The following is a 25,251-nucleotide window of genomic DNA, read 5'->3' as shown; positions in this document are numbered from 1 at the left end:
TAATTGGAAATATGAAAAATCCCATAAAAAGAATAGCACGTCTGGTAGGGGTTACATTATCCATCACTCACCTTGGTGTTGCTGCTAGTGAGCCCACTCAGGTTTTCTGGGGAGATATGCACCTTCATACCTCCTACTCATTCGATGCCTTCTTAAGCCAAAATTATTCGGCAACTCCAGACACTGCTTATCGCTGGGCCAAGGGACAGCCGGTTATTCACCCCTACACTCATGCGAAAGTACGTATAGACACCCCCCTGGATTTTCTCGTGGTTTCAGATCACGCTGAAGGGCTGGGTGTTATGAGGGCAGTGGTGAATAAGACAGATGAGCTAGACAGCGATATGTCCTTATACCAGTCGATGATGCGCTGGTTTGCCAAGCAGCATATCCGATATAAAGTATCTATGAATGAAGGTATGGATATTTTCAATGAGTTACTGCCCGCTAAGGCTCTCGGCACAGTAGCTCCCACCGACCCTGTCCAGGACCCGGCTAACAAGTTCCCAGAGCCGGTTCTTGGTGATTTGGATAAAACCCGGACAAGTGCATGGAGCGCAATAGTCGATGCTGCAGAGCGCCATAACAACCCAGGCACCTTTACCAGTTTTATCGGCTGGGAATGGAGCTCAACCCCAACAGGGGCCAACTTACACCGGGTTGTGGTCTCCCCTGATGGGGCGGATAAAGCTAAGCAGTATCTTCCTTTTGGGGCTGATCAGAGCCAGTACCCAGAAGATTTGTGGCACTGGTTAGATGAGACATCTAAACGAACTGGCAGTGAATTCATTGCGATTCCCCACAACTCCAATGTATCCAAAGGCTATATGTTTGCAGAAACCACTCTGCGTGGTGAGCCAATTGATACCCAGTATGCACGTACACGCATGCGCTGGGAGCCCCTGGTTGAAATAACGCAAATTAAGGGGGACTCAGAAACCCATTCAACGCTTTCCCCGGACGATCCTTTTGCCGACTTTGAGAATTATCCATTTTACCTACAAGCTGACCCAGAGTCGTACCGTGTTGCCAAAGGTGACTTCGTCCGATCGGCCTTGCGCTCTGGGCTGGAAATACAGAAAAAAATTGGTGTAAACCCTTATAAGCTGGGGTTCATAGGGTCCACAGATTCACATACGGGTATGTCAACTGCGGAGGAGAATAACTTTTGGGGCAAGTTTGCCCACGACTCAGTACCAAGCAGCAAGCGAACTAACACTGTCATTGGCGGAACCAAGGCTACAGGTTGGAATATGTCTGCTTCTGGACTCGCCGCCGCTTGGGCAGAAGAAAATACTAGAGAAAGCCTTTTCGCTGCATTTAAACGCCGTGAAGTATATGCCACTACAGGCCCTAGAATACAGGTGCGTGTCTTTGCAGGCTGGGATTTCCCCAAGCATGCGATAGATGCAGAAAATATTGCTGAGCTGGGTTATTCCCATGGAGTACCTATGGGGGGTGATTTAGTCAAACCACAAGGAACTGACCAGCCAATTCAGCTACTTATACGCGCGACAAAAGATCCCAAAGAAGCAAATCTGGATCGAATCCAGGTGGTAAAATCTTGGTTGGACGCAGCGGGAAAAAGTCATGAGAAAGTAATTAATGTTGCTTGGTCTGGGGAGCGCACTCTTAATAACCAAGGCCAGTTAAAGCCAGTGGGTGATACCGTGAGTCGAGAAACGGGGCAATACACTAACAATATTGGTTCTATTGAGTTATCGACCTTGTGGCAGGATCCAAGCTTTAATGTAAACGAAAGAGCATTTTACTATGTTCGGGTATTACAAATCCCTACTCCTCGCCATTCACTTTACGATGCAGTGGCCGTAAAAGAAATTAACAACGGAAATATTCAGATACCCTCTGAAGGACCCGCTGTTATCCAGGAGCGCGCTTATACATCCCCAATTTGGTATACCCCCTGATACCGATAGGATACCTCGACGCTACAGCAAGCAAATAGCATATCTAAAAAAGTAGCTTGCATACTGATATCAATACTCTCTGCAGGTTTCAATGGAGGAAGCTTCATGCAGCGGAAATTAGAGATTCTGAAAAGGGAGCCTTTGGTACACTTTTCTATTATCGCTTTAGTACTATTCGTTGTCGCAGAGCTGTTAATAGAGGAAAATGGAACCAACTATGAAGATACCTTGCTTATCAGCGAGGACATACTAATTGAACACCTCCAATTCCAGAAAAAAACATTTAACCAGAGTTTTGCACGGCGTTATTGGGAGGGCTTGACTCAGCCAGAGAAGTACAACCTGATTAATGATTACATTAAAGAAGAAGTACTTTACCGTGAAGCCCTTAATCTAGGCCTGCAGAAGCATGATCAGATTATACGACGACGCCTTATTCAAAAGCTGGACTATGTAAATGGTGGCTTTTCCAGTAACACTGATATTAGTGAAGAAGACTTGGAAAACTACTTCCAACTTCATCTCGAAAAATATCGAATTGAAGCATCTATTACCTTCACTCATGTTTTCTTTGATTTTAGACATCACTCTAAAGAAAAGTTAGAGAAGACTGTTAAGCAGAGCTTGAACCACTTAATAAAGCAGTCAGTTCCATTCGAGGAGTCCGCCCTCTACGGAGACAGATTCATCTTTCATCGGAATTATGTAGATCGTACTCTCCATCTAGTAGCCAGCCATTTCGGAGATAATTTGGCAGAAAGTATCTTTCAACTACCATTGAATACCTGGTCCGGTCCATTTGAATCTCCATATGGCCTACATCTAATTTTGGTTAGTGAAAACAAAACAAGCCGTCTACCCAGCTTTAGAGAAGCCTCCCCCTTAGTACTTGAGGATTATCGACGAAATAAAATGGAGGAAAACAGACAACTTAGGATACAAGAGCTATTGGCAGGCTACAGAATAGAGAGGGATGCCTCGATACCATATGTTCCTGTGGACATCACCTATGCCAACTAAAAATCCCTACAAGATCATCAAACCCCTTCTATTCTTATTGTTACTTACAACAATTAGTAGTTTTAGTTTCGCCCATGATGGAAGACCGATATACATTGAGTTAAAAGAGGTCGCAGAAAGCAGATATATCCTTCGATGGAAAGTCCCGCCTATCATGCAGCCAGGCACTGAACCTGAGATACACTTAAAGGGCGAATTCTGCCAAATACAACCAGATATAACGGGGCCTGCCGGATCCAACGTGAAGAGTTACCTATGCAGGAACCCCCACCCAAACAATTTTACAAGGCTATATAATCCCCTAACAATAAAAATCACATACCCCATTGCCAATCCAGCCTTATCGAGCTTAATTCATTTTGAAAAATCAGACGGTGACACTATTAATCTCTTTAATGGCCCCAAGGTCTTAGAGATAAATTTACCTTCCCGCCTAACTATTTGGGATTGTGTCAAACAATATATTGAAGCAGGTTTCTTACATATATTAGAGGGCTATGATCACTTACTATTCGTATTATGTTTAGTCTTTATCGCCAAAAACTTTAGAAGCACTTTAATAGCGATTAGCGGATTTACATTAGGCCACTCCCTCACCCTGGGACTCGCAAGTTTAGACTTATTCACCATAAGAGTAGATGTTGTTGAAGTGTTGATCCCATTGAGCATTATGCTGTTAGCCGCAGAAATTGTATACGCGCATAATGGACAGAGTAAAACGAGCTTAACCCGACGCTATCCTGCGATTGTTGCCACTGGCTTTGGATTACTTCACGGGTTTGGGTTTGCCAGTGCACTAACGGAATTAGGCCTTCCTCACAGCCATAAAACCACCGCATTATTTAGCTTTAATATAGGTGTAGAACTGGGGCAGATATTATTTGTTTTGGTTTTGATTTTCTTATCACCTACAGTTCAGTGGATATTCTCGAACTGGAAGATCTCAATTTTGTATCAACACTTTCTAACACAATCAAAATACGCTATTTATCCAGTTGGAGTAATCAGCGGGTATTGGGCAATTGAAAGGACCGTTGGGCTAATTTCCTAAACAAACAAAGCTTGAATCACAAAAGCTGCTTCAAGACTTACAATCTGCTATCCTCACGCAATCACACAGATCACGGCCTGCAGTAGAGGCCAGATACAAGTATGAATTGACCGCCACTCAATAGAAATTTGTCTAGCTTTGTTAGCCCACACCAAAGTCAAATACAGGCCTTTGTAGAGTTGGAGCAGTTTTCATGACCAAATCTATCACCACTGAAAATAAAGATGTTAAATTTTAGAACAGCACTTATAGAAGACCTTCCTGATTTACTTAAGCTGGAACAGTGTCTTATCGGAGCCGAAAGGCCATACAATTCATCCATTAAAGCTGAATCAGCATTCTATTATGATATGGAAAAGTTGATACTATCTGATGACTCATATCTTCTGGTAGTTGAAATCGAAGGTGAGGTTATTGGAACGGGATATGCCCAGATTCGAAGCTCAAAAATATCCCTTGATCATGAGCGGCATGCTTATCTGGGATTTATGTATGTATCACCAGCGCACCGAGGAAAGGGCATTAACTCAAAGCTAATAGAAAAATTAATTGCATGGGGTAAACAGAATGGAGTTCAAGATTTCTACCTTGATGTTTACTCTCAAAATAGCTCAGCGATAAAAGCCTATGAAAAAGTTGGCTTCCAACCATCACTTATGGAAATGAAGTTAAATCTTAAATAGAAAGTTCACAGCTTATAAACCCAGGTGATGTCGATGCCCTTGGCTCACCTGATTTACACCAGGCGATTTCAAAGAGTGTTATTAAAAAAGCCTTAGCCAATATACTTCGATCTAAATACCTGCCTGCAAGATTTATAATCAACTTGATATGGCGGGGTAATTCCCCATCTTAGTAGCGGCTTAATCAGGCTCAGAATCAGATTCCACTTTAGAAAGAGTCAAGAGCAACAGCAAATTAAGCTGTCAAATTATTTATTCCATTATATTTTATGGCGTAAATTTGTCTTCACTAATTACACGCTTTATCACCCATAAATTATCCCGCCAAAATTTCGCCATTCATCACACTTTTAGTGAGAAAGAACGCATAGTTACCACACTTATAAACGGTTGTGCGCCATAACTTTAGTATTAGAAATATGCACAACCAAAATAATGACATCTATCTAAAAATTAGCCGGAGCCCATGTGCGTCAGCATAAATGATTTATTGCAGGCGTATTTTTTATAGGCCTACTGCGCTTGTCCGACAGATAACAAAAATGGATTTTGTTCGGGAGATTATGACCATGCGTCTACCTTCGCTTATTGCGATACTATTTTCATTGGTGCTTTTAAGTGCCTGCGGTTCTGATGGAGGCCGGGGCGATGCCGCCGATGACTTGCTCCCGCCCCCTGGCGTCACTGACTCAGATGGTGATGGTATCGATGATGATAATGACAATTGTCCGAGTGTTAGTAATTCAGACCAGGATGATTTAGATGGCGACGGCAGCGGTGATGCCTGTGACATTGATGACGATGGCGATTCCCACCCCGACACCTCAGACAACTGCCCACAAACCCCGAATTCAGACCAAGCCGACAGTGATAGCGACGGCATAGGCAATGCCTGTGACAGCGATCTGGATGGCGACAACGTCCCCAACGATTCTGACAACTGCCCTGCTGATTCAAATAGCGAGCAGGGTGATATTGATGGCGACGGCGTCGGGGATGTGTGCGACAACGACCGCGACGGGGACAACTACACCGACAGCTTGGATAACTGTCCGGATGTAGCCAACCCAGACCAATCAGATCAGGACAATGACGGTATCGGCGACGCCTGTGACGAAGATAGCGATACTGATAATGACGGCCACGATGATGGCCAGGATAACTGCCCAGCCGTATCCAACCCAGACCAAGCCGACCTTGACGGCGACGGCATTGGCGATGCCTGTGACAGCGATGACGACGGTGATGGCGTAGACGATCAAGACGACAACTGCCCAACCGCAGCCAACTCCTCACAAACCGACCAGGATGGCGATGGTATAGGCGATGCCTGCGATGACGATGCGGACAGTGACGGCGTCGATAACGAAGATGACAACTGCCCATCCACCCACAACCCAAACCAAGACGATAACGACGGAGATGGCATTGGCGACGCCTGTGACAGCGACGACGACAATGACTCTGTCGATGATGAGGCCGACAACTGCCCCAGCCATAGCAATACCGACCAAAGTGATATCGATGAAGACGGCGTCGGCGATGCCTGTGATAGCGACCAGGATGGTGACGGTATTGATAACGACGATGACAACTGCCCTGCTACCGCCAATTCAGACCAAAGCGATATCGATGGTGACGGGCAAGGCGATAGCTGTGACAGCGACGATGACGGCGATGGTATAGACGATAGTAATGACAACTGTCCGGCCGTTGCCAACGATGATCAAACCGATACCGACGGCGACGGCACCGGCGATGCCTGCGACAGCGATCGCGATGATGACGGCGTTGAAAATGAAAATGACAACTGCCCGCTGGTACCCAACGCAGATCAAACAGATACAGATGGTGATGGTTACGGAGATGCCTGCGATGACAACACCGATGTCGACGGCGATCAGGTACCTGACAGCGTTGACAACTGTGTACTCGTCCCCAACACCGATCAAATAGATCAGGATGGAGATGGTGTCGGGGATGCCTGCGACGAAGACCTGGATGGAGACGGCACCGATAACGATGCCGACAATTGCCCATCAATACCCAACTCAGACCAACTCGATACTGACGGGGATGGCAGCGGCGATATCTGTGATAGCGACGACGACAACGACGGCGTCGATGACACAGCCGATAACTGCCCCACGGCATCCAATAGTGATCAAACAGATACCGACGGGGATTCAGTCGGTGATGCCTGCGATCCAGACCTCGATGGAGACGGCATCTTTAATGACGACGATAACTGCCCCTATGTCAGCAATACACTACAGGAAGACAGTGATAACGACGGAATTGGCGATGCCTGTGACGGCGACAACGATAACGACGGAGTAGACAACGCCTACGATAACTGCCCGGATACTGCCAACAGCGATCAGTCCGATATCGATCAGGACGGCATTGGTGATGTCTGTGACAGTGATAAAGATGACGACAATGTGCCCAATATTTCCGATAACTGCCCGTCTATTCCAAATAGCGACCAAGCCGATCAGGATGGCGACGGCATCGGCGATGTCTGTGATGACGATAGTGATACCGACAACGATGGCCACGACGATGGTGAAGATAATTGCCCGACGACCCCTAACCCAGATCAATCAGACACGGATGGCGATGGTACCGGCGATGAATGTGATAGTGATGCCGATGGCGACGGCATAGACAACACCGATGACAACTGTCCACTAACGCCAAACGACCAAACTGATACTGACGGTGACGGTATTGGGGATGCCTGTGACGAAGACCTGGATGGTGACGGCGTTAATGATGACGTCGACAACTGCCCAATGATTCCGAATCCAGGGCAAGAAGACGGCGATAACGACGGTGCCGGAGACGTCTGCGATAACGACCGCGACGATGACGGTCTTGATGATACCGTCGACAACTGCCCCGCGATTCCAAATCCAAACCAAACCGATACTGATGGTGATGGAGTGGGAGATGTTTGCGATGCAGACCTGGATGGGGACGAGGTAGAAAACGATCTCGATAACTGTCCCCAGACTCCCAATCCCAACCAGGAGGACTCTGATAACGATGGTATCGGCGACGCCTGCGACCTCGAATCAGGCCTGTCCTGTGCAGCGTTTGAAGACTTGGAGATTGTTAACGGTGTAGATGCAGACCTGACTTACGGAATTGAACAGCCCTGTGATGGATGTTCTATTACTGCAGTAGAAAGGGTATTTAACGGTGTCCTATCTGATGCAGCCAGAATGGAAGTTGTCAGCGGTGCAGGCGGCTCTACTCATATTCAAATCAACCACCACTCGGTTAAAGAGGGACGCCATGTGGTCGGTTTCCTGGTAGAGCACACCACACCACTGCTGGATATCATCTACCTGAACACCATCACAATCAGCACTTACTTGGACGGAGTAGCTACAGGGGAGTCCACTAGTGGATATCGTCTCGCTCCATTCAAAGTCAACGGTGCACGCAATCACCGCCTGCTATTAGTCACCACCAATAGTGATTTTGATCAGGTCAGGCTATCTTTGAGCGGCTTGAGCTTTATAAACAACCAACTGGATGTTTACCTGGCCTGCTCAAAACCAGTGAGCCAGCCATAACTAAAAGAAGAAATAAAAAGTCCCGGTACGCCGGGGCTTTTTATTTACAATTAAATTGAAAGGAATAAAGCACATAAAGAAAACTAATTCCAACCATTAAAACAATAAAGAACGCAAACCAAAGAACTTATTTACCCCTCACCTATTGCCCACACACAAAAATTACAAAATCAAAAACCGTAAAAAATAATACTTTTTAAAACAATCAAGATAGGACTGATCAAATTAACAGCGGCGCACCTTGTAGTTAGTGACCAGTAAGTTAACTATATATTGGCCGGCTTATTTTTTAGGCATAATTAACAATTAAACTTATAGTTACTCGAACGCCTCTCAGAAACCATTTCAGCTGCAATTAGACTTTAGAAAATATGGGCTTGCCATTATCAATGGCATGCAGATGTATCTATAGATTCGGAGGTAAAATACTTGACGAGGAACTCCATGGCTTTTTCAATGATTAGCCAACGTCATCAAGTGACTTCCCTGTCATTTCTATCCGGTACCTCCAGGTTATTAATGCGCCAATCAAGGAAGTCACCGCTAGTGCACTAAGCAACATACTTGCGCCAATGTCGCTAAGTAAAATTGGAAAAAAAAATGCGATTGCGACACCCCCGAACTTTGAGACGGATGCGGCCAATCCCGCACCAGCACCACGATAGCGGGTCGGGAATACCTCCCCAGCGATTAGATAAGTCTGAGAATTTGGCCCCAGATTATTCATCAAGTTGAACAACATAAGCCCCCCAAAAATGAATGGTAACTGCTGGCTAGTGTTTAAAGACTCTCCATAGGCGGCAATAAGAAGGCCGAGTGCACAACCAAGGAAGCCAAGAACTTGCAATCGGATACGCCCCACCCTATCCACAAATATAATTGCTAGAATAACGCCAACTACCAGCATTACATCGATTAATGCTGCCCCTTTCGCCGCCTCGACTTTGTTATGGATTAATTCCGAAATGGAGTGTGCATGGGGTGACGCATATCCAAGCACATTCGCTAAAATTACTGGCGTGAAGATACCAACGCCATAGGTTCCCAAATCCTGCAAAAACCAGGGAATAGAAGAGAGTTTGATTGCTTTTCGAGATTTCTTATCCTGAAGTAAATGCTTAATACTCGATAGTTCACCTATCTTTTTCTCATTCGTCTCCGCTGTGGCAACACTCTTCAATAAGAATCTGGACGGGTATGGAGGATCTCTTTTCAACAGTTGGCTGATAGATTTCTCCGCCTCAGGCATCCGACCTTTAGCCAGAAGCCACATCGCACTCTCTGGAATATAGAAACGACCAATCGTGATCAAAATCGCTGGAACAATCGCCGCAGCATACATATACCGCCAAGCTTCCAGAGAGGGGTACCAAGAGAGGACCAAAAATGCGAGACCTGTCCCCACCAAAATTCCAACAGCCTGAAAACTAAAGGCTCCGAGAACTAGCCTGCCCCGCATCCTCGATGCCATGCTTTCAGAGATCATCATGTGAGCTGTGGGATAATCACATCCAAGCGCCAATCCCAGACCAAATAATGAAATAACAATCACGAGATAAGAATCTGCGAAGGTTAATATCACCAGGAAAAAGATAAACATGATCATCTCAGCGATGAACATTTTCCGCCGGCCATAATGATCGCTGAGCCCTCCTAGGGTTATCGCTCCAACCAGAATTCCAAACAATGTCGCCGATGTCACAAAGCCCATACTAAAGGCGGTCAAACCAAATTCTTTAGTAATTAAAGTGTGGGATACCCCAGTCATGAAGACGATCATTCCCTCGAAAAATTTACCAGCTGTCGCAAGCCACCAAATTCGCCACTGCATTGGCGTAAAAATATTCTGCGGAATCGAAGTTCCATCACACCAAACGGGAGTTTCGTCAATGTAATAGTCAGCCGAATGGTGTTCGCTGAACCGGGCATTTTCAGTCAATGACGGATTTGGAGTGCCATCGGGCTCATTTTTCTCCATAACTACTTCTTTAAATACCCCGGTGAATTATGGCGAACACTAGCATAAAGTGATGACAACTAAGTGATCGAAATATCAGCATTAAGAAAGGTTCGAAAGCATGGACTGTTACTACATTAGACTAAGGTGGTCGGTGATGCTTCTGTAGGTAAAGACATACCATAAGGCAGCTATTTATATCAGCCCTTGAAGTGTAGTAGTTCAGACTTGACCTGACAGTTACCGATTTTTCAGAAGGTGTTCTGCCAGGTCAAGTCTGAACTACTACAACTAATCATATAGTGGGCATACTATTATTCAGGTAATTAGTTAACTACGACAAACTACCAACATTAAGGGTTTTGAAACTTTACTAAAATTAAAGGTCGGCACGGTATGGCATCCAGACTGTTCAACTTTTCTTTTGCCTTCACTTCCGCAATTTACAGTTTCACAAGCATACACGGAAATACCATCAGTGAAATTCGTTCCCATATCAATGACAGTCTCATTTTGTCTTCTCCTGATATTAGCCATGGCGCTAAGACAAAAGAGGTTCTAATCAGAGCTATATATAGCTTTGGATGGCATACTTATTGAGCAAGCAACACGCTATTCTCCCACTAATAACAAGAATTCAATTATTCCAAGCAACTTGGGCTAGCTGTATCGAATATGTTACCAAACCAAGTATTACTGGAGAGGCAAGCATCAGGAGTCTCATCTACCAAATCACCTTCACCATTACTACCAGTCACCTGATTTCCAGAAATAATGTAGTTCATTGAGGGTGGATCCACTATATCAAAATCCATCATGATACCGCTATCTGAAGAATTCGATATCACATTCTGTATCACTAACCCATTAACACTTGGAGGCTCTATAATAATTCCAAAAATAGATCCATCAATGGTATTCTGAATAACCTGACTGAAACTACCCGCAATTACAATCCCTGCTATAGCATCACTATTACCACTTAGAGAGTTCCCTGAAATACGACTGAAATCCCCATTGAGTTGAAAACCAATGCTACCAGGGCCACCTGAAAGAAACATTGAGCCATTAATAGAATTGTTGTCACTCTCCACTATAAAACCCACCCCTGGACTATCAGAAATCAAACCTTGAACTGAATGAAATCCATCGCCTTCTAAAAAGACAGAAATTCCACAAGTGTCTATGGTACCTCCTACTAATACAGCTCCTAAACCTTCAAGAGAGATCCCTGCGCTATCACTATCTTCACAAGTAAGTACATAACCGTTCATGTCCAGGCTTCCGGAAGGCCCTTCTATTGTGACCTGTGTTTCAAGGTCACAGGAAATATCCTGACTGAGAATTTCTGCTGTCGTTATCGTATCTCCACACTGAACATCTGCCAGAGAGAAAATTGGCTTTGAAATAAAGATTGTTAATAATGCCAATGATGCACATACCTTCAGGTTCATCTTTTCCTCTAGAATAAATATTTGTCAAAGAGCTTTGATATACGAACAAGAATAACAGCCTATAAGAAATACTTTAAATGGCTCCGAAGACCAACAGAGGAGGATTTTAGTGAAGTGTTAAAGGCCTTCACTCCCTAACAGACTCCTTAAATTGCCAATGTGTACGCTAAAAATTCCTAGCCAAAAGAGTTCTCCGAAAAATTAAGCCAGGTGATGCGCCACTGAGAATCCCCGGGAAGAAAAAAGGCGCATCAGCTGACTAGTTTGATATAGAGCACGCTATTAAACAAAGTTCTTCACAAGCAGAAACCTACCCACCTCTACACATTGAGAGTAAAACTTATTGCAAGCCGAGCACGGTATTATTGTCCCCAAACTGGACGGCGGTGGCCAGATTACTAACCGTTGCCTGACTTAATCTCAACTGATTGGTATCACCATCCTGTATAGCCACTGCGGTATTAAAACTCTGTAGCTGTACTATCAAGGAATCATTAAGCAAACCACTTAACTGTAACGTTTCTCCAAAATTAAACTCATTGCTTTGCACAGTTTCCGCAGTATTAATCCCACCGCGCTGTTCAGTTAGCGCAGTATTAAAAGCACCAATCTGCTCATGTATCACCTCAAGGCTGGTACCCCTCTGCAGGATATAGCTGTCATGACCAAGATTCTCCTGAGTAGAATCAATAGAATTAGTATTCCCACTTTGAAGGGCAAACGAACTAGATCCCGAAGCAGAGTTTTGTGTAATCTCCAAACTCATAGAGTCACCTAACTGAATCCCTACAGCAGAATTATCTATTGCCGACCTTTGATTCATCTGGAAAGTTAAGCTTTCTCCAACTTGAAGCACGAACACCTCATTCTCGGAACTATTTTGAACACCGCCCTGATTGACGGTGCCTCCGTTAGCAACACCTAGCTGAGTAACCGTCGCTGAATTCCCAACTCCATTATTCTGCCCTATACTGACATCGTTACTTATCCCACCCTGAAAAACAAAAGTAGAGCTATCGTCGACATCACCCTGAACTGAAGTTGCCGTATTCCCCTCTCCAAACTGATACTGTACAGCTATTGAGTCAATTGCTGCCTCCAGCTGTTCCGCACTAGCGGATTGATTACTGCCAACCTGTCGCTGGATAATAGTACTGTTTTCAGCAAAAGGACCTTGAGTTGCAGAAGCCCCATTATTAACACCAATTTGTAGTTGAATAATGGTACTTCCATTTACACCAGGACCACTCTGATCAGCTTCTGCCGTATTACCTTCACCAATCTGTATGAGCTGATAGGTATTATCAGCTGCTATCCCTGCTGCACTGGAAATCGAAAACAGAACGCAGGCCATTAGAGAACTGTACTTCATGAGCGGTTACTCCCTTTCATCTGACAATATTGATTACTGAAGTCCTAAAACTGTGTTGTTGTCACCAAACTGGGAGGAATTAGCCAAATTCCCCACTGTAGCCTGACTCAAACGGGTAGAGTTCGTATCCCCAGCCTGTGTTGCAATAGCAGTATTGAATGCCTCCAGCTGCAAAACAAAAGCATTGTTACGAAATCCACTCAATTGCAGCATCTCTGATGTACTAAAATCTCCACTTTGAGCCAACTCAGCAAAATTTAAAGCTCCAAACTGCTGGACTAACCCAGCACTAAAATTACCTATTTGATCCTGCATGGCGTCTAGACCAATACCGTCCTGAACTCCAACACTTAAATTACCTATATTCTCTTGCCTAACTGCATAAGAGTTTGCGGTATTTTTTTGACTCACAAGTGAGGACGAACTCGCAGCTGCACTCTGAGCTACAAAAGAACGCAATTCATTACCCGACTGCACAACAAGAACACTATTGGCCACCCCTAAATTTTGATCAACATTCGAATCATTTCTAGACCCAAACTGAAAATTAACTACAGAATTCTCAAAACCAATATTTTGTGATACTCCACTTCTATTGGAATCGCCAATTATCGTTACTCTTATAGAGTCACTGACACTGCTATCCTGTGTTAAACTTGAGTTATTGCCGTCACCAATTAAAATTGCGCTAATATCTCCAGCTACCACGCCGGCTTGAGACGAACCAACATCGTTATTGGTACCAACTTGTGTAATAGCAATACTCGATTGTGCAGTACCCGTTTGACCGATATTTTCGGCACTATTGTTGTTCCCAATCTGTATAATGGTAATGGTGGACGATATAGCTGCGCTCTGGTTAGATTCGGTAGAGTTACTGGCACCCAGCTGTAACTGATAAATCTCACTAGACTCGGTAAACAACTGCTGCTCACCTGTCACCTCATTGTCATTACCAATCTGTATCTGGCTAATCAGGCTATTACTAACCGTTAAATCACCTTGCGCACCCGTTGCCATATTTCCCGATCCGACCTGTATCAGGTTATAGGTGTTTTCAGCAGCCACTGAAACCGTATTGGCCACAACAGCCAGAATTCCTACTAAAACAGGTTTCAATACAGTCATCATAATTCCCTTAAAAGATCAAACTCAGCTTAAAACCCTGAATCCAGACAACTTCCACAAGAAATGGAAGAGATAGATTTACTTAAGTTGCTTGAAATCAATAAAGTTATTGAAGTCCCAAAATAGTATTACCATCACCAAACTGTGCAGAGGTAGCAAAATTTCCTACTGTAGCCTGACTGAGACGTGTAGAGTTTGTATCACCGGTCTGTGTCGCACCGGCAGTATTAAATGCATCCAGCTGCACAACAACTGCATTATTGAGAATCCCGCTAAACTGCAAGATATCTGAAGTGCTAAAATCACCGCCCTGAGCAAGCTCAGCAAAGTTCAGTCCACCAAATTGCTGGATAAACCCCCTACTAAAGTTACCTATCTGATTCTGAATCCCTTCTAAGCTGGTTCCATTTTGGAATCCAATACTAACGTTACCCACATTTTCCTGACGACTTTCAAAAGAATTATTATTATTATTTTGATAGATGAATGAACGAGAACCATAAGCAGAAACCTGAAATGCCTGAGCATTTAGTGCATTTCCCGTTTGCACTGTAACCTCATTATTACCAGCCCCACCGTTCTGGGTAAGTGATAGAGTATTCATTGACCCAAACTGAAATCCACTTGCCGAACTGACCTGACCAGATTCCTGGGTAATTGTTATATTACTTGAATCACCTAAAGTTATTCCGCTGGCAGAAATATCCACACTGGAATTTTGTATCACATTAGCAGTATTACCATCACCAATGCTCACGATATTTATAATACTTCCTAAAGTGCTATCTTGAACAAGACCGTTGACATTACCGTCTCCTAGCTGTACGGAATCAATGATAGATAGTAAGACCCCATCTTGTGAAATACTTGAAATATTACTCGAACCAATCTGTGTAACTGTGACACTGGTTAAAACAGAAGCGCTTTGCTCAACTTCTGCAGTATTACCTTGACCCAACTGAACTACAACTATTTCGCTAGATTCGGTAAATGATTGCTGCTCTCCAGTAGTATTATTGTTATTCCCTATTTGCGTTTGGCTAATTAGACTATTGGTAACACTGGGATCGCTTTGCTCACCCATTGCTGTATTTCCTGACCCCACTTGAATGAGGTCATAGGTGTTATCGGCAGCTACAGAGGATATACTGACTATCACAAGTAACACACCTACCGAGAGAGGCTCAAATTTAGTCATCACTAAACCCTTTGGGAGGAAAAAAATCGTCTCATATTGTGAGTTTTAGACAGCCTCCCCATATAATAAGGGAGACTGGACCTCCTAATGAACTTAAATCAACAAGTTACTGAAGTCCCAATACCGTATTGTTATCACCATACTGGGCAGAACCTGCAAGGTTTCCGGCTGTTGTTTGGCTAAGCCTTGTAGAATTGCTGGCTCCTGTTTGAACAGCAGCCGCTGTATTAAATCCGCCAAACTGCAATATCAAAGATTCATTAAGTAAACCACTAAACTGGAGTGTTTCTGCAGTGTTAAACCCAACGGTCTGTATCGTTATAGCCGTGTTTATTCCACCAAACTGCTCCGTATACGCTGTACTAAATAGCCCCGTTTGCTCAGTTTCGGCTCCAAGGTTGGTTCCATTTTGAAAAATAAAACTATCATGTCCTAAACCTACCTGACTCGAAATCGCAATATTATTATTCCCACCTGCTTGAATCCCTACAGAATTAGATGCTGAGGCAAAATTCTGGCTAAGAGACATTGAGAGTAAGTTACCAGCCTGAAAACCTGTTGCAGTATTCATCGCACCAGCGTTCTGACTCATAAAAAAGCTGAGGTTTTCACCCGTCTGAACCATCACTCCCACATTACCAGATGCATCCGCCTGAGAGCCAAACCCATTATTATTAACCCCTACCTGGTTAATACTTATGGAATTATTAAAACTACTCGCTTGTTCAACGAACATGGTATTACTGGAACCCGCCTGGAAAATATCACTTACATCTCCCTCCGTATCAAACTGCTGGGAATTACCAGTATTACTTTCTCCATATTGAGCAACTGTAGAGGTCGTAGATATCGCACCTTCCTGCAGCACATCTGACATATTGGCGGTACCAACTTGTCGCTGGATAACTGTACTAGATATAGTCAAGCCTTCCTGTGTTACCTGAGCATTATTAGAATTGCCAATTTGTACCTGAATGACGGTACTGCCAACTACCGTTATCTCACTCTGATCCGCTGACGCGGTATTACCATTACCAATTTGGATAAGCTCATAAGTGTTATCAGCAGCCACTGAAAAAGCGCTAACCATCGCAGCTAAAATACCCACCGAAATAGGCTTAAACGAATTCATTACTAACTCCTTAAAGCAGCAGGCAATTAGGCTTGCCGCCGCTAATTTTTTGCAGAGCCAAAGAGCGTGACAGATATGCCCCTTATCACTTCAGCACTCGAACCTATCATTTACTGAGTCAACAGACCCACATTACCGTCCCCTACTTGAGTAGTAGACACAGTATTATTAGCGTTGGCTTGTGTAAGAGTGATCTGATTTGAGTTTCCTAGCTGGGAAGTGGAACTGGCATTAAAGCTAGCCAGCTGAGTGACCATTACAGAGTTTCCTGATCCCCCTAATTGCATAATATCTACACTATTAAAGGCACCTGCCTGATCGATTTCAGCAGTATTGGTGCTGCCATGCTGTTCCGTATAAACAACACTAAATTCCCCGCTTTGAGTAATATCTACACTGTTTGATTCGCCAAATTGCTGAGAGTATGCCTCGTTGTAGACACCAGTCTGAGAGTGCCAGGCATCCAGGCCTTCGCCTTCCTGGCGAATTTCACTGTAGTGCCCGATAGATTTTTGAAGAGTATTTGCGCTATTGCCTGTACCATCCTGAGTAACAATTGCAGTAGAGTCAAAGGCAAGAGTATGACTTATATTTAACGTATTGGAACTTCCATATTGCTCAGTGGTAATACTATTCCCTATACTTGCAGTTTGTGTCACTGCCGCACTCTGTGCACTACCTTCTTGATGCAAAGAGATAGAGTTTGCTGCTGAGCCAGTCTGCAATACATTCAGAACGTTAGTATCTCCCACCTGAACAATACCAATAAACTCATTCAGTGTATTTGTTTGAGTAAATGAGGCTTCATGATTATCCCCAATCTGCACTATCAAAATAGTACTTAACTCGGCAAACTCCTGCGCAGGTGTCGCTGAGTTATTATCACCAATTTGCTCTACGAGAATGCTTGAAAAAACTGAGCCGGCTTGGGTTGCCTCAATATAATTACTATCACCCACCTGTGATTGCTGAATCAAACTGAAGGAAGTAAATAGGTTCTGGGTTGCATTCACCTCATTATCATCACCCACCTGAACCTGGATAACCGTATCACCAACAGCAGAATTGTCACTTTGATCTGAGTTAGCGGTATTACCCGATCCTACCTGAAGAACATCATAGGTGTGGTCTGCGGCAAGAGCGGCAGTTCCAATCATTGAAAGTAAAACAGTTGCTGCAACAGGTCTGTACATGCTCATCTAATACTCCTTAAAGATGACAGGTCCAGCTCGAAAGCTTTTACGACAATTTTTTCAGGAAAGCAGCATCATTGAGTAAAACAAATATTGAGGTCGTGGCGCATTGCATGAGCCACTTAGGGGCGGGTGGTGACAGTTGAATGACTAGCTTCATAAGTCAAACTCATACTACTTCGCATACAAACAACAATATTGCGATACTTCTTGAGTGATAAAACGATGCTGAATACAGTATTGATAAGAAACAAAGGTTTTTCTATGAGAGATTAGTTGTATGCTAGTGGGAAGAAAGTATCCTGTTTACACAGGCGAGCAATCAGAGAGTGAGTATTTCTTACTAACAAATGAAGGAGCAGCCATACAATTCGACTACTCCATAGATTATTATTTACTCTAAACAACTCGGATCAGCCGTATCAAAAATATTTCCATACCATAAATTGGTAGACATACAAGCATCCGGATTTGAGTCAACTAAATCGCCATCCGGATTTCCTGTTGCTATATTTCCGGTAACCAAATAGTCACTTTGACCCCCTCCCTCCATTGATATTCCAGTCTGCCCATTATTTGTCACTATGTTTTGAACAACCAAGCCACCAGAAGAAGGGTCAATAACTATTCCCTCGCCATTATTGTTATCACAAATATTTTGAGCAACAAATGAGTTATCACCGTTAATCAATATCCCGCTAGAGGTTCCTCCTTGGTTATCTATAAGAAAATTACCAATTACTTGACTGTTAGAACCTTGAATTTCAATCCCTCGATTAAAGAAACCAGTAGCCGTAGAACCATTCACAATATTATTTTCGCTTATTAACCAAATACCGACGTCGATACCATCTTTCACAGTCATCGTTTGAATACTATGAAAGCCATCCCCTTCCACAAAAATACCTATTGCACAGCTATCCACCACTCCATTTGAAAGAACAGCCGCGTTGCCCAGGACGTCAATACCTCTAGAGGATCCACCGCCACACTCCAAGGTGAATCCATTCATATCTAAACTTCCAGTTGGCCCCTCAATCGTTAGCGCCGGCGTACCACTACAATTTAATAGATCTTCAGTGAGAATCTCTGCGCTTGTAATAGTATCTCCACACTCCACCGCAGCCACTGACACAAAGGGAAGAGCCAATATTGCTGACACCAGAAGCTTCACATCCATTAGTTTCATGAGCTAAACCTTTAAGTCTATAAAAACAACAATTAAAAAAAGTTCGCATCCGAAGATTTTACTTTTATCGGAGGCGAAGCATTTTTTAGTCTAGCTACGGTTATTAACTTAACGATAAGAATATTTTCTCATACCTTAAAGTTTGAAATTAAAACAAATTGGCACTGAATAATACTTTCGGCCTAGGGCCTAATAAAACCCAAGCACATCAAACGACGTAATGCCTTTATTTAAATTAGCGCCTTCTATTTAGCAAGTAGCGATGCAAAGCCTATTAGCTTTTAAACGCTCTCTGTCTACTCAGGACCAAAATCTAATAAAAAAGTAATGGGCAGGCTATTCAACTTATTCATAGGCGCATAAGCACAAGAATTAGAGTCAGCCTGTTTAGCAATACCTATAGAGGCATCAGGCATGAACTAAAGGTAAAATAATCATTCCAATAGTACCCATATATCATCAAAAAAGGGGCTCTGAATAGAGCCCCTTTTAATTATCCTGATGCCTGTGGATGGGTATCAGGTAAAGGATTTTGAATACTGCTCTCTACTGCGGGTTTCTCCACAAGTTCAGACCATACACTGTCCGCTTCGATTTTTGCCCGCCGCTTGCGAAGATGAATCAAGAGTAAAACAAATGATGCACCTATCAGTAGCGCAACAACGTCAACCGCCCATACCTGGGTAGCAGCCCCCAACAACTCACCTTTGATAAGTGAGCTAATTGGTATCAGGAAAATACTGGCAATACAGAAGGCAAGAAGCTGTCGAGCAGCAGCCATGGGACGACGTATAAATGCCCAGATCAGCGCAAATAAGAACCCTGTGTAATAAGCGGCTTTCTGCCAAAACTCAATATCCACCTGCGCATGGGGCAGCCATTTAACTGCCAGCATACTAGCGGCGACCCCCAAGATAGTGCCCAACCCAACCCCCACTGTGAGCTTTGCCATTACCACTGATGAGGTTGTTTGTACCGGCAGCGCCCCCTGCCCCCTGCGTTTTTTGCGCCGGCTTTCAATCCACAGTAGATTGCCGGTGAAGAAGATCAGTGCTCCCATAATGCCGAGAATGAAGTAGACCCAGCGCACGGCATTTCCACCAAAACTGCCAAAATGCAGGGAAAAAATGCTTAATACCGTGCCACTATAGCCATTGAAATTATTGGGCAGAATGCTGCTATAGGGAACTTCGCTCAAGTAAGGGTTGCCTAGCACATAAGCATACTCAGCACCTCGCACCACCTCACCATGCATGATTCCACCTACACGCATGCGCGGAGCGCGGGTATCCAGATTCAAATAGAGGATTTCCGCCATCTGGAATTTGGGCTCCCCCTTCTGAATCGCAGCTTCCAACTCTGTGACAGGCACCAACTCAGAGAAGCTCTTCACCTCTGCTGGCGCCGGGCGAGTGAACATGGGGGAATCACCGTAGACCGCCACGCGCAGGGCACCATAAAGCGGATCATGGAAGGCAAATACAAAGGCGGTAAAAGCAATAATCAGGTGAAACGGCAGAGAGGTGATACCCAGTACATTGTGAAAATCCAGCCAGTAGCGCTTGCGGTTCTTACCCTTTCTGAGTACCAATAAGTCCTTGAACCAAGTGGGCAGGAAAACAATCAACCCTGAAATCAATGCAACAAAATACAACGCCGCCACAACACCCAATACATAAGTACCAAAAGCATCGTGGCCCTCACCACCGGGAATACCGGCAGTGCGATGTAAATGATCGACAAATTCGCCAATGGCGGAAACCGTAAAACTTTGAGTGATCAGCTGCCCTTTTTCATCGAAGCTGGCATACCAGAGAGTATGGTCATGGGTTTCTTCATCCTCTATTTCCCAACTCACCGGTGCCGCCTGCAGACCCGCCAGTGGCAATTGGACGGTCATCTGTTTTGCCGCTTCCGGGTGTGCCTGCAGAACTTCGGAAATAAGGCTGTCATACTGATCGATAGAAATACTTGGCAGGGTGGTCTCAGGCTGCAGAGCCCATTGATTGAGGGGCCCTTTAAACATGGTCAGAGCGCCAGCGACAAAAGCGATATACAGAAACAAGCCCGCAAGAATACCGGTCCAGGTATGCACGCTTTTATAAGTTTTAATCAATTCAACGCGCATATTCTTAGACTCCGAATCTCGCTACCCACAACAGGGTAAACAGCACCAAATTTAGCCCCAGGTAGAGAGACAACATACGCCTGACACTAATGAACAGGTAAACCAGACTTACCAAAGTGAGCCAGACAGGTGTGATCAACCACATCACGAATTGACTTTTATCATCGACCACTACATCACCGGGGCCCCACAAAGCAATCAAACCAGCAACGGCAACTGCAATGGGCAATCCGAAGAAAACTGCACACAGGCTTTTTACCCACCAGTGGGGTTTGTAGCCTTCTAACCCTTTTTGAATTCGCTTCTTTTTCTTTGCCAAGACTTTGCCCGGCTTGTCCAATACACCGCTAAAAGGCAGCAGTCCCAGCGCTAACATAAAAGTGCTAAGAAGCGTAAAGGAAGCTGACGTTGCCGAAAAATTTTGGTGGAAAAGTGCCCAGGAAATGACAAGGAGCGCAAAACTGATGAGAAGAGCGGGGTAAAACTGGATTGGTCTCTGCTCACGCCACTGCTGATTGGGACAGCCTAAATAAAGGACAGAAGACGCAAGGAGACAACTCAATAGGCCGAGTCCCGTTAAAACTGAGGAATACATTTCTAGTTTCACTTAAGGGTTAGAAGCACTACCACTAAAGTGGTAGAAAATTGTTTGCCAGGCACTGATTAATCGGTGCAGCTAAGCCGTTGCCAGACCAAATAATAGTGAGAGTTTATTGCGGCAATTCCCTATTTGCAAATAAGAATGATTAGCATTATATTCGCTGCCGATCTTCCTTGTCGTCCTGACTTCTTTACCTTGCTAGGGATTACGCTATGTATAAACGCCACCTGCTCAGCAAAGCCGTTTCACTCACTATTCTTGCTTCGATTGGTGCGACTGCGATCGCCGCAGATGAGAAGAAAGAAGAGTATGCGCCGCAGGCAATGGAAAATGTCATTGTTATTGGCGAGAAAACAGAGCGCTCCCTCAAGGAAACCACGTCTTCGGTATCCGTGATTACCGAAGAAACCTTAAATAGCATGCAACACCTGAGCATTACCGATGCGGTGTCTAATATCTCTAACGTGGTGGTACTTTCCGGCGCTACTCCGGATATTCGCGGTGTGTCCGGTAACGGTTCAGCCACCGGCTTTAACTCCTTTACCGGTGGTGCCAAAGCCCGTGTCTCCACGTTAATTGATGGTGTCGCCGAGCCATTTGTTGCAGACCTCACGGGTGATTCCGGTATTTGGGATGTAGAACAAATTGAAGTATTTCGTGGACCCCAGTCCACCAGCAATGGCCGTAACAGCATTGCCGGCTCTGTATTTATCAAAACCAAAGATCCCAGCTTCGACTGGGAAGGTGCAGCTCGCGTAGGTTACCGCGACCAGGATGGCTACATCGATACTTCTGGCATGATTTCCGGCCCGATTGTTGATGATACCCTCGCCTTCCGCCTGACGGCCCAGCAACTCACCGGCGACACTATCAGTAATGCCCAAGAGTATGAGGGCAACCCCGCTGACTTCGACCTGAACACTCTGGAAACCGAGCGACTGAAAGGCAAGCTTCTGTGGACACCCACTGAAAAGTTAGAGGCATTATTTACTGTGTCCACTAACAGTGAAGAGGGAAATACCGGGCGTATGTACTACACCCTAACCGGTGTTGATGACTACGAAACATACTTCTATCGCGATATGGACACTGAATCCACAACTACCAGCGTTAAAGTGGATTACCAGATCAACGATTATATCTCTATTGAAGTCCTGGCAGCTTATATGGATTACCAGTGGGGCTTTGATTCCTATGAAGAAGAAGCCACCAGCCAACAGTATGTTCGTATGGACGAACAGAACACCACCATCGATGCAAAGTTAAACTTTGGTCTCACCAGTGACACCCTGCACGGCTTTATCGGCTTTGCACACTTCGAAAGAGAGCAAGACTTTAATAGCTCCAACAGCGTTACTTATTTTGGTGACGATGAAAGTACCTCCACCGCTATTTATGGTGAAGTTACCTATGCATTAACTGATAAATTAAATCTGATCAGTGGATTGCGTGTTGAAAATGAAGAGCAAAATCGTAATTTTAACTTCAATAATGGCTTCTTAATTGCAGGTTTGGATACTGATAAAACCATCACCCTCCCTAAACTCGCTTTGCAATACGACTTGACTGAGGACACTATTGTTTCTGCCAGTGCTCGTAAAGGCTACAACGCAGCAGGTGGTGCCCTAGATTTTAGCGCAAGTGACTATTACAACTACGACGAAGAAACCGTTAACACTTATGAGTTAGCAGTACGTAGCTCTTTGGCAAATGGCACCGTCAGCCTAAACGGTAACCTGTTTTTCAATGAATACTCCGGCTATCAGGCACTCAGCTCTACTCGCAAAATTGTTAATATGGATACAGTAGAGACCTATGGTGTTGAACTCGAAGCTATCGCAATGCTGACTCCGCAATGGGAATTACGTGCCGGACTCGGACTACTGGAGACTGAAATCACCGATGCCGGTGCTGATTATGCAGATGCTGACGGCAACGAACTCAATTCCGCGCCAAATGTCACCGCTAATCTAGGCACAAAATACTGGATTAGTGATGCGCTTAGCGTAGGTCTCTCCGCCAACTATGTAGGCGAGTACTACGGTGATTTCACCAATACTGAAGAGCGGGTTGCCGGCGATTACACTCTCGCCCGCCTGAATGTTAACTATGAAGGTGAAGATTGGAGCATCGCAGCCTATGTTAACAATGCCTTTAATGAAGAAGGATTTCTCACTATTGAACCGGCAGTAGAAGGTGGCCACTACCCAGATGGCTACGCAGCCATTGTTGAGCCACGCAATGTTGGTTTATCTGCTACCTACCGATTCTAATTAGCTCCTTTACCAACAGCTAAAAATCCGGCCCTGAATGAGTTTATCTCACACAGGGACCGGAATTCCGATATCGTCCTAAGCCTCGCCCTACTGCACAATTATTACCATATTGCTGTTTCCAATCTGGGAAACATTAGCATTTTGAAAATCGTTAACCTGGCTAACGGTAAACATATTTAAGTTACCCTGCTGTAATGCCGTGGCAACACCATTCGCTCCGCTTTGGATAGTCGAACCCATATTAGTCAAACCGATCTGAGTGGTACTTGCCAAATTAAAGCTGCCAGATTGAGCGTGGATAATAGTGTTAAATTCATTTTGCTGACTAATAGCACTGGTATTATTATTATCTGTTTGATTCACAGTAGCATTATTACTATTTCCCAACTGACTTAATGTGGAAGTGTTAGTGTCGGATACAAATTGCGACACGGTAGCCACATTCAAATTCCCTTGCTGGGCAGTTACCGCCGAGTTTGTCGTGCTGTTGGTTTGAACAACCGTACCGGTGTTGTTGTCACCCACTTGATTAATAACTGCTGTATCAGTAGTACTACTCGACTGTGTAACAGTGGCAAAGTTAACCAGATTGAACTGATTTATAGTTGCAACACTGGTTGTAGATGCCACCTGATTAATTACGCCAATATTAGTATTCCCATTTTGAGTAATAACGGCAGCCACAGTATCAGATGAATTTTGAGCAACAGTGGAAGTATTTAAATTCCCTGTTTGTATCTGATTAACTGTGCTTCCGGTATTTCCGTTTACCTGAGTGGCAGTGGCTGTATTAGTGTCTCCAGTCTGGGTTTGGCTGATAAAGTTAAATGTAACGGTTGGATCACTTTGATCTGCTGTCGCGTTATTACCTACTCCATTTTGGTTCTGAACCGCAACATTGTTGGAAGCAAAAACACCCTGACTTGCAACAGCAAGCAGGACCGCAGCCGCCAACGGGGCACACCTTTTCATATTTATCTCCTTAGAATATGAAATGTCGCTAAATTAAGATTCTTATACTGCATCAACACACAAAATTAATTAGCACCATATGCAACAACATTAAGAGAAAGCAATTTACGATCAGCTGCGCTTAATTTTGCTAAAACAAATACCGGAACTTCAGCATTTATGCTTATAAACTCTTGCTTCTCAAGGACTCAATCCCCAGCTTCCTTCAGGAATCTATGCTTGATGCTGTGTTGAGTCTTATCTCCGATGGCACTTTCAGCAATAGGAGAATAGTGCGGAAAATATAGGAAGAAAGTTCCCCCCCTATTTAGGAAAACAGCCATACTGTAGGCGAATCCATTATTTTTAACGCCATCACTACACACATACAACGAAACCTCTC

General features: G+C 44.3%; 17 protein-coding genes. 6 read left to right on the top strand and 11 right to left on the bottom strand.

Annotation, left to right across the window (positions count from 1 at the left end; all coding sequences use genetic code 11):
* Positions 1-11: 11 nt before the first annotated feature.
* The 5 genes from ACJJIM_RS03725 to ACJJIM_RS03705 all read left to right on the top strand — a co-directional run bounded on the left by ACJJIM_RS03725 (position 12) and on the right by ACJJIM_RS03705 (position 8,269).
* A complete protein-coding gene (locus tag ACJJIM_RS03725; protein WP_444912417.1) occupies positions 12-1,928 on the top strand; it encodes a DUF3604 domain-containing protein in 1,917 nt (638 codons plus the stop codon).
* 105 nt (positions 1,929-2,033) lie between these two features.
* Positions 2,034-2,948 carry a peptidyl-prolyl cis-trans isomerase gene (locus ACJJIM_RS03720; protein WP_444912416.1) on the top strand — a complete coding sequence of 305 codons (915 nt, stop codon included), beginning with the start codon at positions 2,034-2,036 and terminating at the stop codon, positions 2,946-2,948.
* Positions 2,938-3,999, top strand: a complete 1,062-nt coding sequence (locus ACJJIM_RS03715; protein WP_444912415.1) for a HupE/UreJ family protein — start codon at positions 2,938-2,940, stop codon at positions 3,997-3,999. Before ACJJIM_RS03720 ends, ACJJIM_RS03715 begins: the two co-directional genes overlap by 11 nt.
* A 224-nt stretch (positions 4,000-4,223) precedes the next feature.
* The gene (locus ACJJIM_RS03710) at positions 4,224-4,682 is read left to right on the top strand and encodes a GNAT family N-acetyltransferase (protein WP_444912414.1); all 459 of its coding nucleotides are present in this window, start codon (positions 4,224-4,226) and stop codon (positions 4,680-4,682) included.
* A 542-nt stretch (positions 4,683-5,224) separates the two neighbouring features.
* A complete protein-coding gene (locus ACJJIM_RS03705) occupies positions 5,225-8,269 on the top strand; it encodes a thrombospondin type 3 repeat-containing protein (RefSeq protein ID WP_444912413.1) in 3,045 nt (1,014 codons plus the stop codon).
* A 460-nt stretch (positions 8,270-8,729) separates the two neighbouring features.
* Here the strand turns inward: ACJJIM_RS03705 and ACJJIM_RS03700 are convergent, their stop codons facing one another.
* The 10 genes from ACJJIM_RS03700 to ACJJIM_RS03655 form a co-directional block, all read right to left on the bottom strand.
* The gene (locus tag ACJJIM_RS03700) at positions 8,730-10,247 is read right to left on the bottom strand and encodes an MFS transporter (RefSeq protein ID WP_444912412.1); all 1,518 of its coding nucleotides are present in this window, start codon (positions 10,245-10,247) and stop codon (positions 8,730-8,732) included.
* Positions 10,248-10,867: 620 nt separating this feature from the next.
* Complete coding sequence (locus ACJJIM_RS03695) at positions 10,868-11,680, bottom strand: NosD domain-containing protein (RefSeq protein ID WP_444912411.1); 813 nt, start codon at positions 11,678-11,680, stop codon at positions 10,868-10,870.
* A gap of 340 nt (positions 11,681-12,020) precedes the next feature.
* On the bottom strand, positions 12,021-13,052 hold the full coding sequence (locus tag ACJJIM_RS03690; protein WP_444912410.1) for a hypothetical protein: 1,032 nt from the start codon (positions 13,050-13,052) through the stop codon (positions 12,021-12,023).
* 33 nt (positions 13,053-13,085) lie between these two features.
* Complete coding sequence (locus ACJJIM_RS03685; protein WP_444912409.1) at positions 13,086-14,180, bottom strand: hypothetical protein; 1,095 nt, start codon at positions 14,178-14,180, stop codon at positions 13,086-13,088.
* A gap of 106 nt (positions 14,181-14,286) precedes the next feature.
* Positions 14,287-15,378, bottom strand: coding sequence for a hypothetical protein (locus ACJJIM_RS03680; protein ID WP_444912408.1), 1,092 nt, complete (start codon positions 15,376-15,378; stop codon positions 14,287-14,289).
* Between the two features lie 106 nt (positions 15,379-15,484).
* Positions 15,485-16,510 (bottom strand): hypothetical protein, encoded by a 1,026-nt coding sequence (locus tag ACJJIM_RS03675; protein ID WP_413664842.1) that lies wholly within the window; start codon positions 16,508-16,510, stop codon positions 15,485-15,487.
* Between the two features lie 110 nt (positions 16,511-16,620).
* Positions 16,621-17,709: a hypothetical protein gene (locus ACJJIM_RS03670; RefSeq protein ID WP_444912407.1), complete on the bottom strand. Its 1,089-nt coding sequence runs from the start codon at positions 17,707-17,709 to the stop codon at positions 16,621-16,623.
* Positions 17,710-18,097: 388 nt separating this feature from the next.
* Positions 18,098-18,892 (bottom strand): right-handed parallel beta-helix repeat-containing protein, encoded by a 795-nt coding sequence (locus tag ACJJIM_RS03665; RefSeq protein WP_444912406.1) that lies wholly within the window; start codon positions 18,890-18,892, stop codon positions 18,098-18,100.
* A gap of 493 nt (positions 18,893-19,385) precedes the next feature.
* Positions 19,386-21,020, bottom strand: a complete 1,635-nt coding sequence (locus ACJJIM_RS03660; protein ID WP_444912405.1) for a PepSY-associated TM helix domain-containing protein — start codon at positions 21,018-21,020, stop codon at positions 19,386-19,388.
* A 4-nt stretch (positions 21,021-21,024) separates the two neighbouring features.
* Complete coding sequence (locus tag ACJJIM_RS03655; protein WP_444912404.1) at positions 21,025-21,396, bottom strand: hypothetical protein; 372 nt, start codon at positions 21,394-21,396, stop codon at positions 21,025-21,027.
* 437 nt (positions 21,397-21,833) lie between these two features.
* On the opposite strand from ACJJIM_RS03655, the gene ACJJIM_RS03650 reads away from it, so the two are divergent.
* Positions 21,834-23,894, top strand: a complete 2,061-nt coding sequence (locus tag ACJJIM_RS03650) for a TonB-dependent receptor (protein ID WP_444912403.1) — start codon at positions 21,834-21,836, stop codon at positions 23,892-23,894.
* A gap of 90 nt (positions 23,895-23,984) precedes the next feature.
* Here the strand turns inward: ACJJIM_RS03650 and ACJJIM_RS03645 are convergent, their stop codons facing one another.
* On the bottom strand, positions 23,985-24,851 hold the full coding sequence (locus ACJJIM_RS03645) for a hypothetical protein (RefSeq protein ID WP_444912402.1): 867 nt from the start codon (positions 24,849-24,851) through the stop codon (positions 23,985-23,987).
* Positions 24,852-25,251 lie beyond the last annotated feature (400 nt).

This window comes from Microbulbifer maximicatervae (SeqCode) (assembly GCF_052467615.1).
Note: the sequence above shows the minus strand (reverse complement) of the source record. Positions and strands in the feature narration are given on the sequence as shown.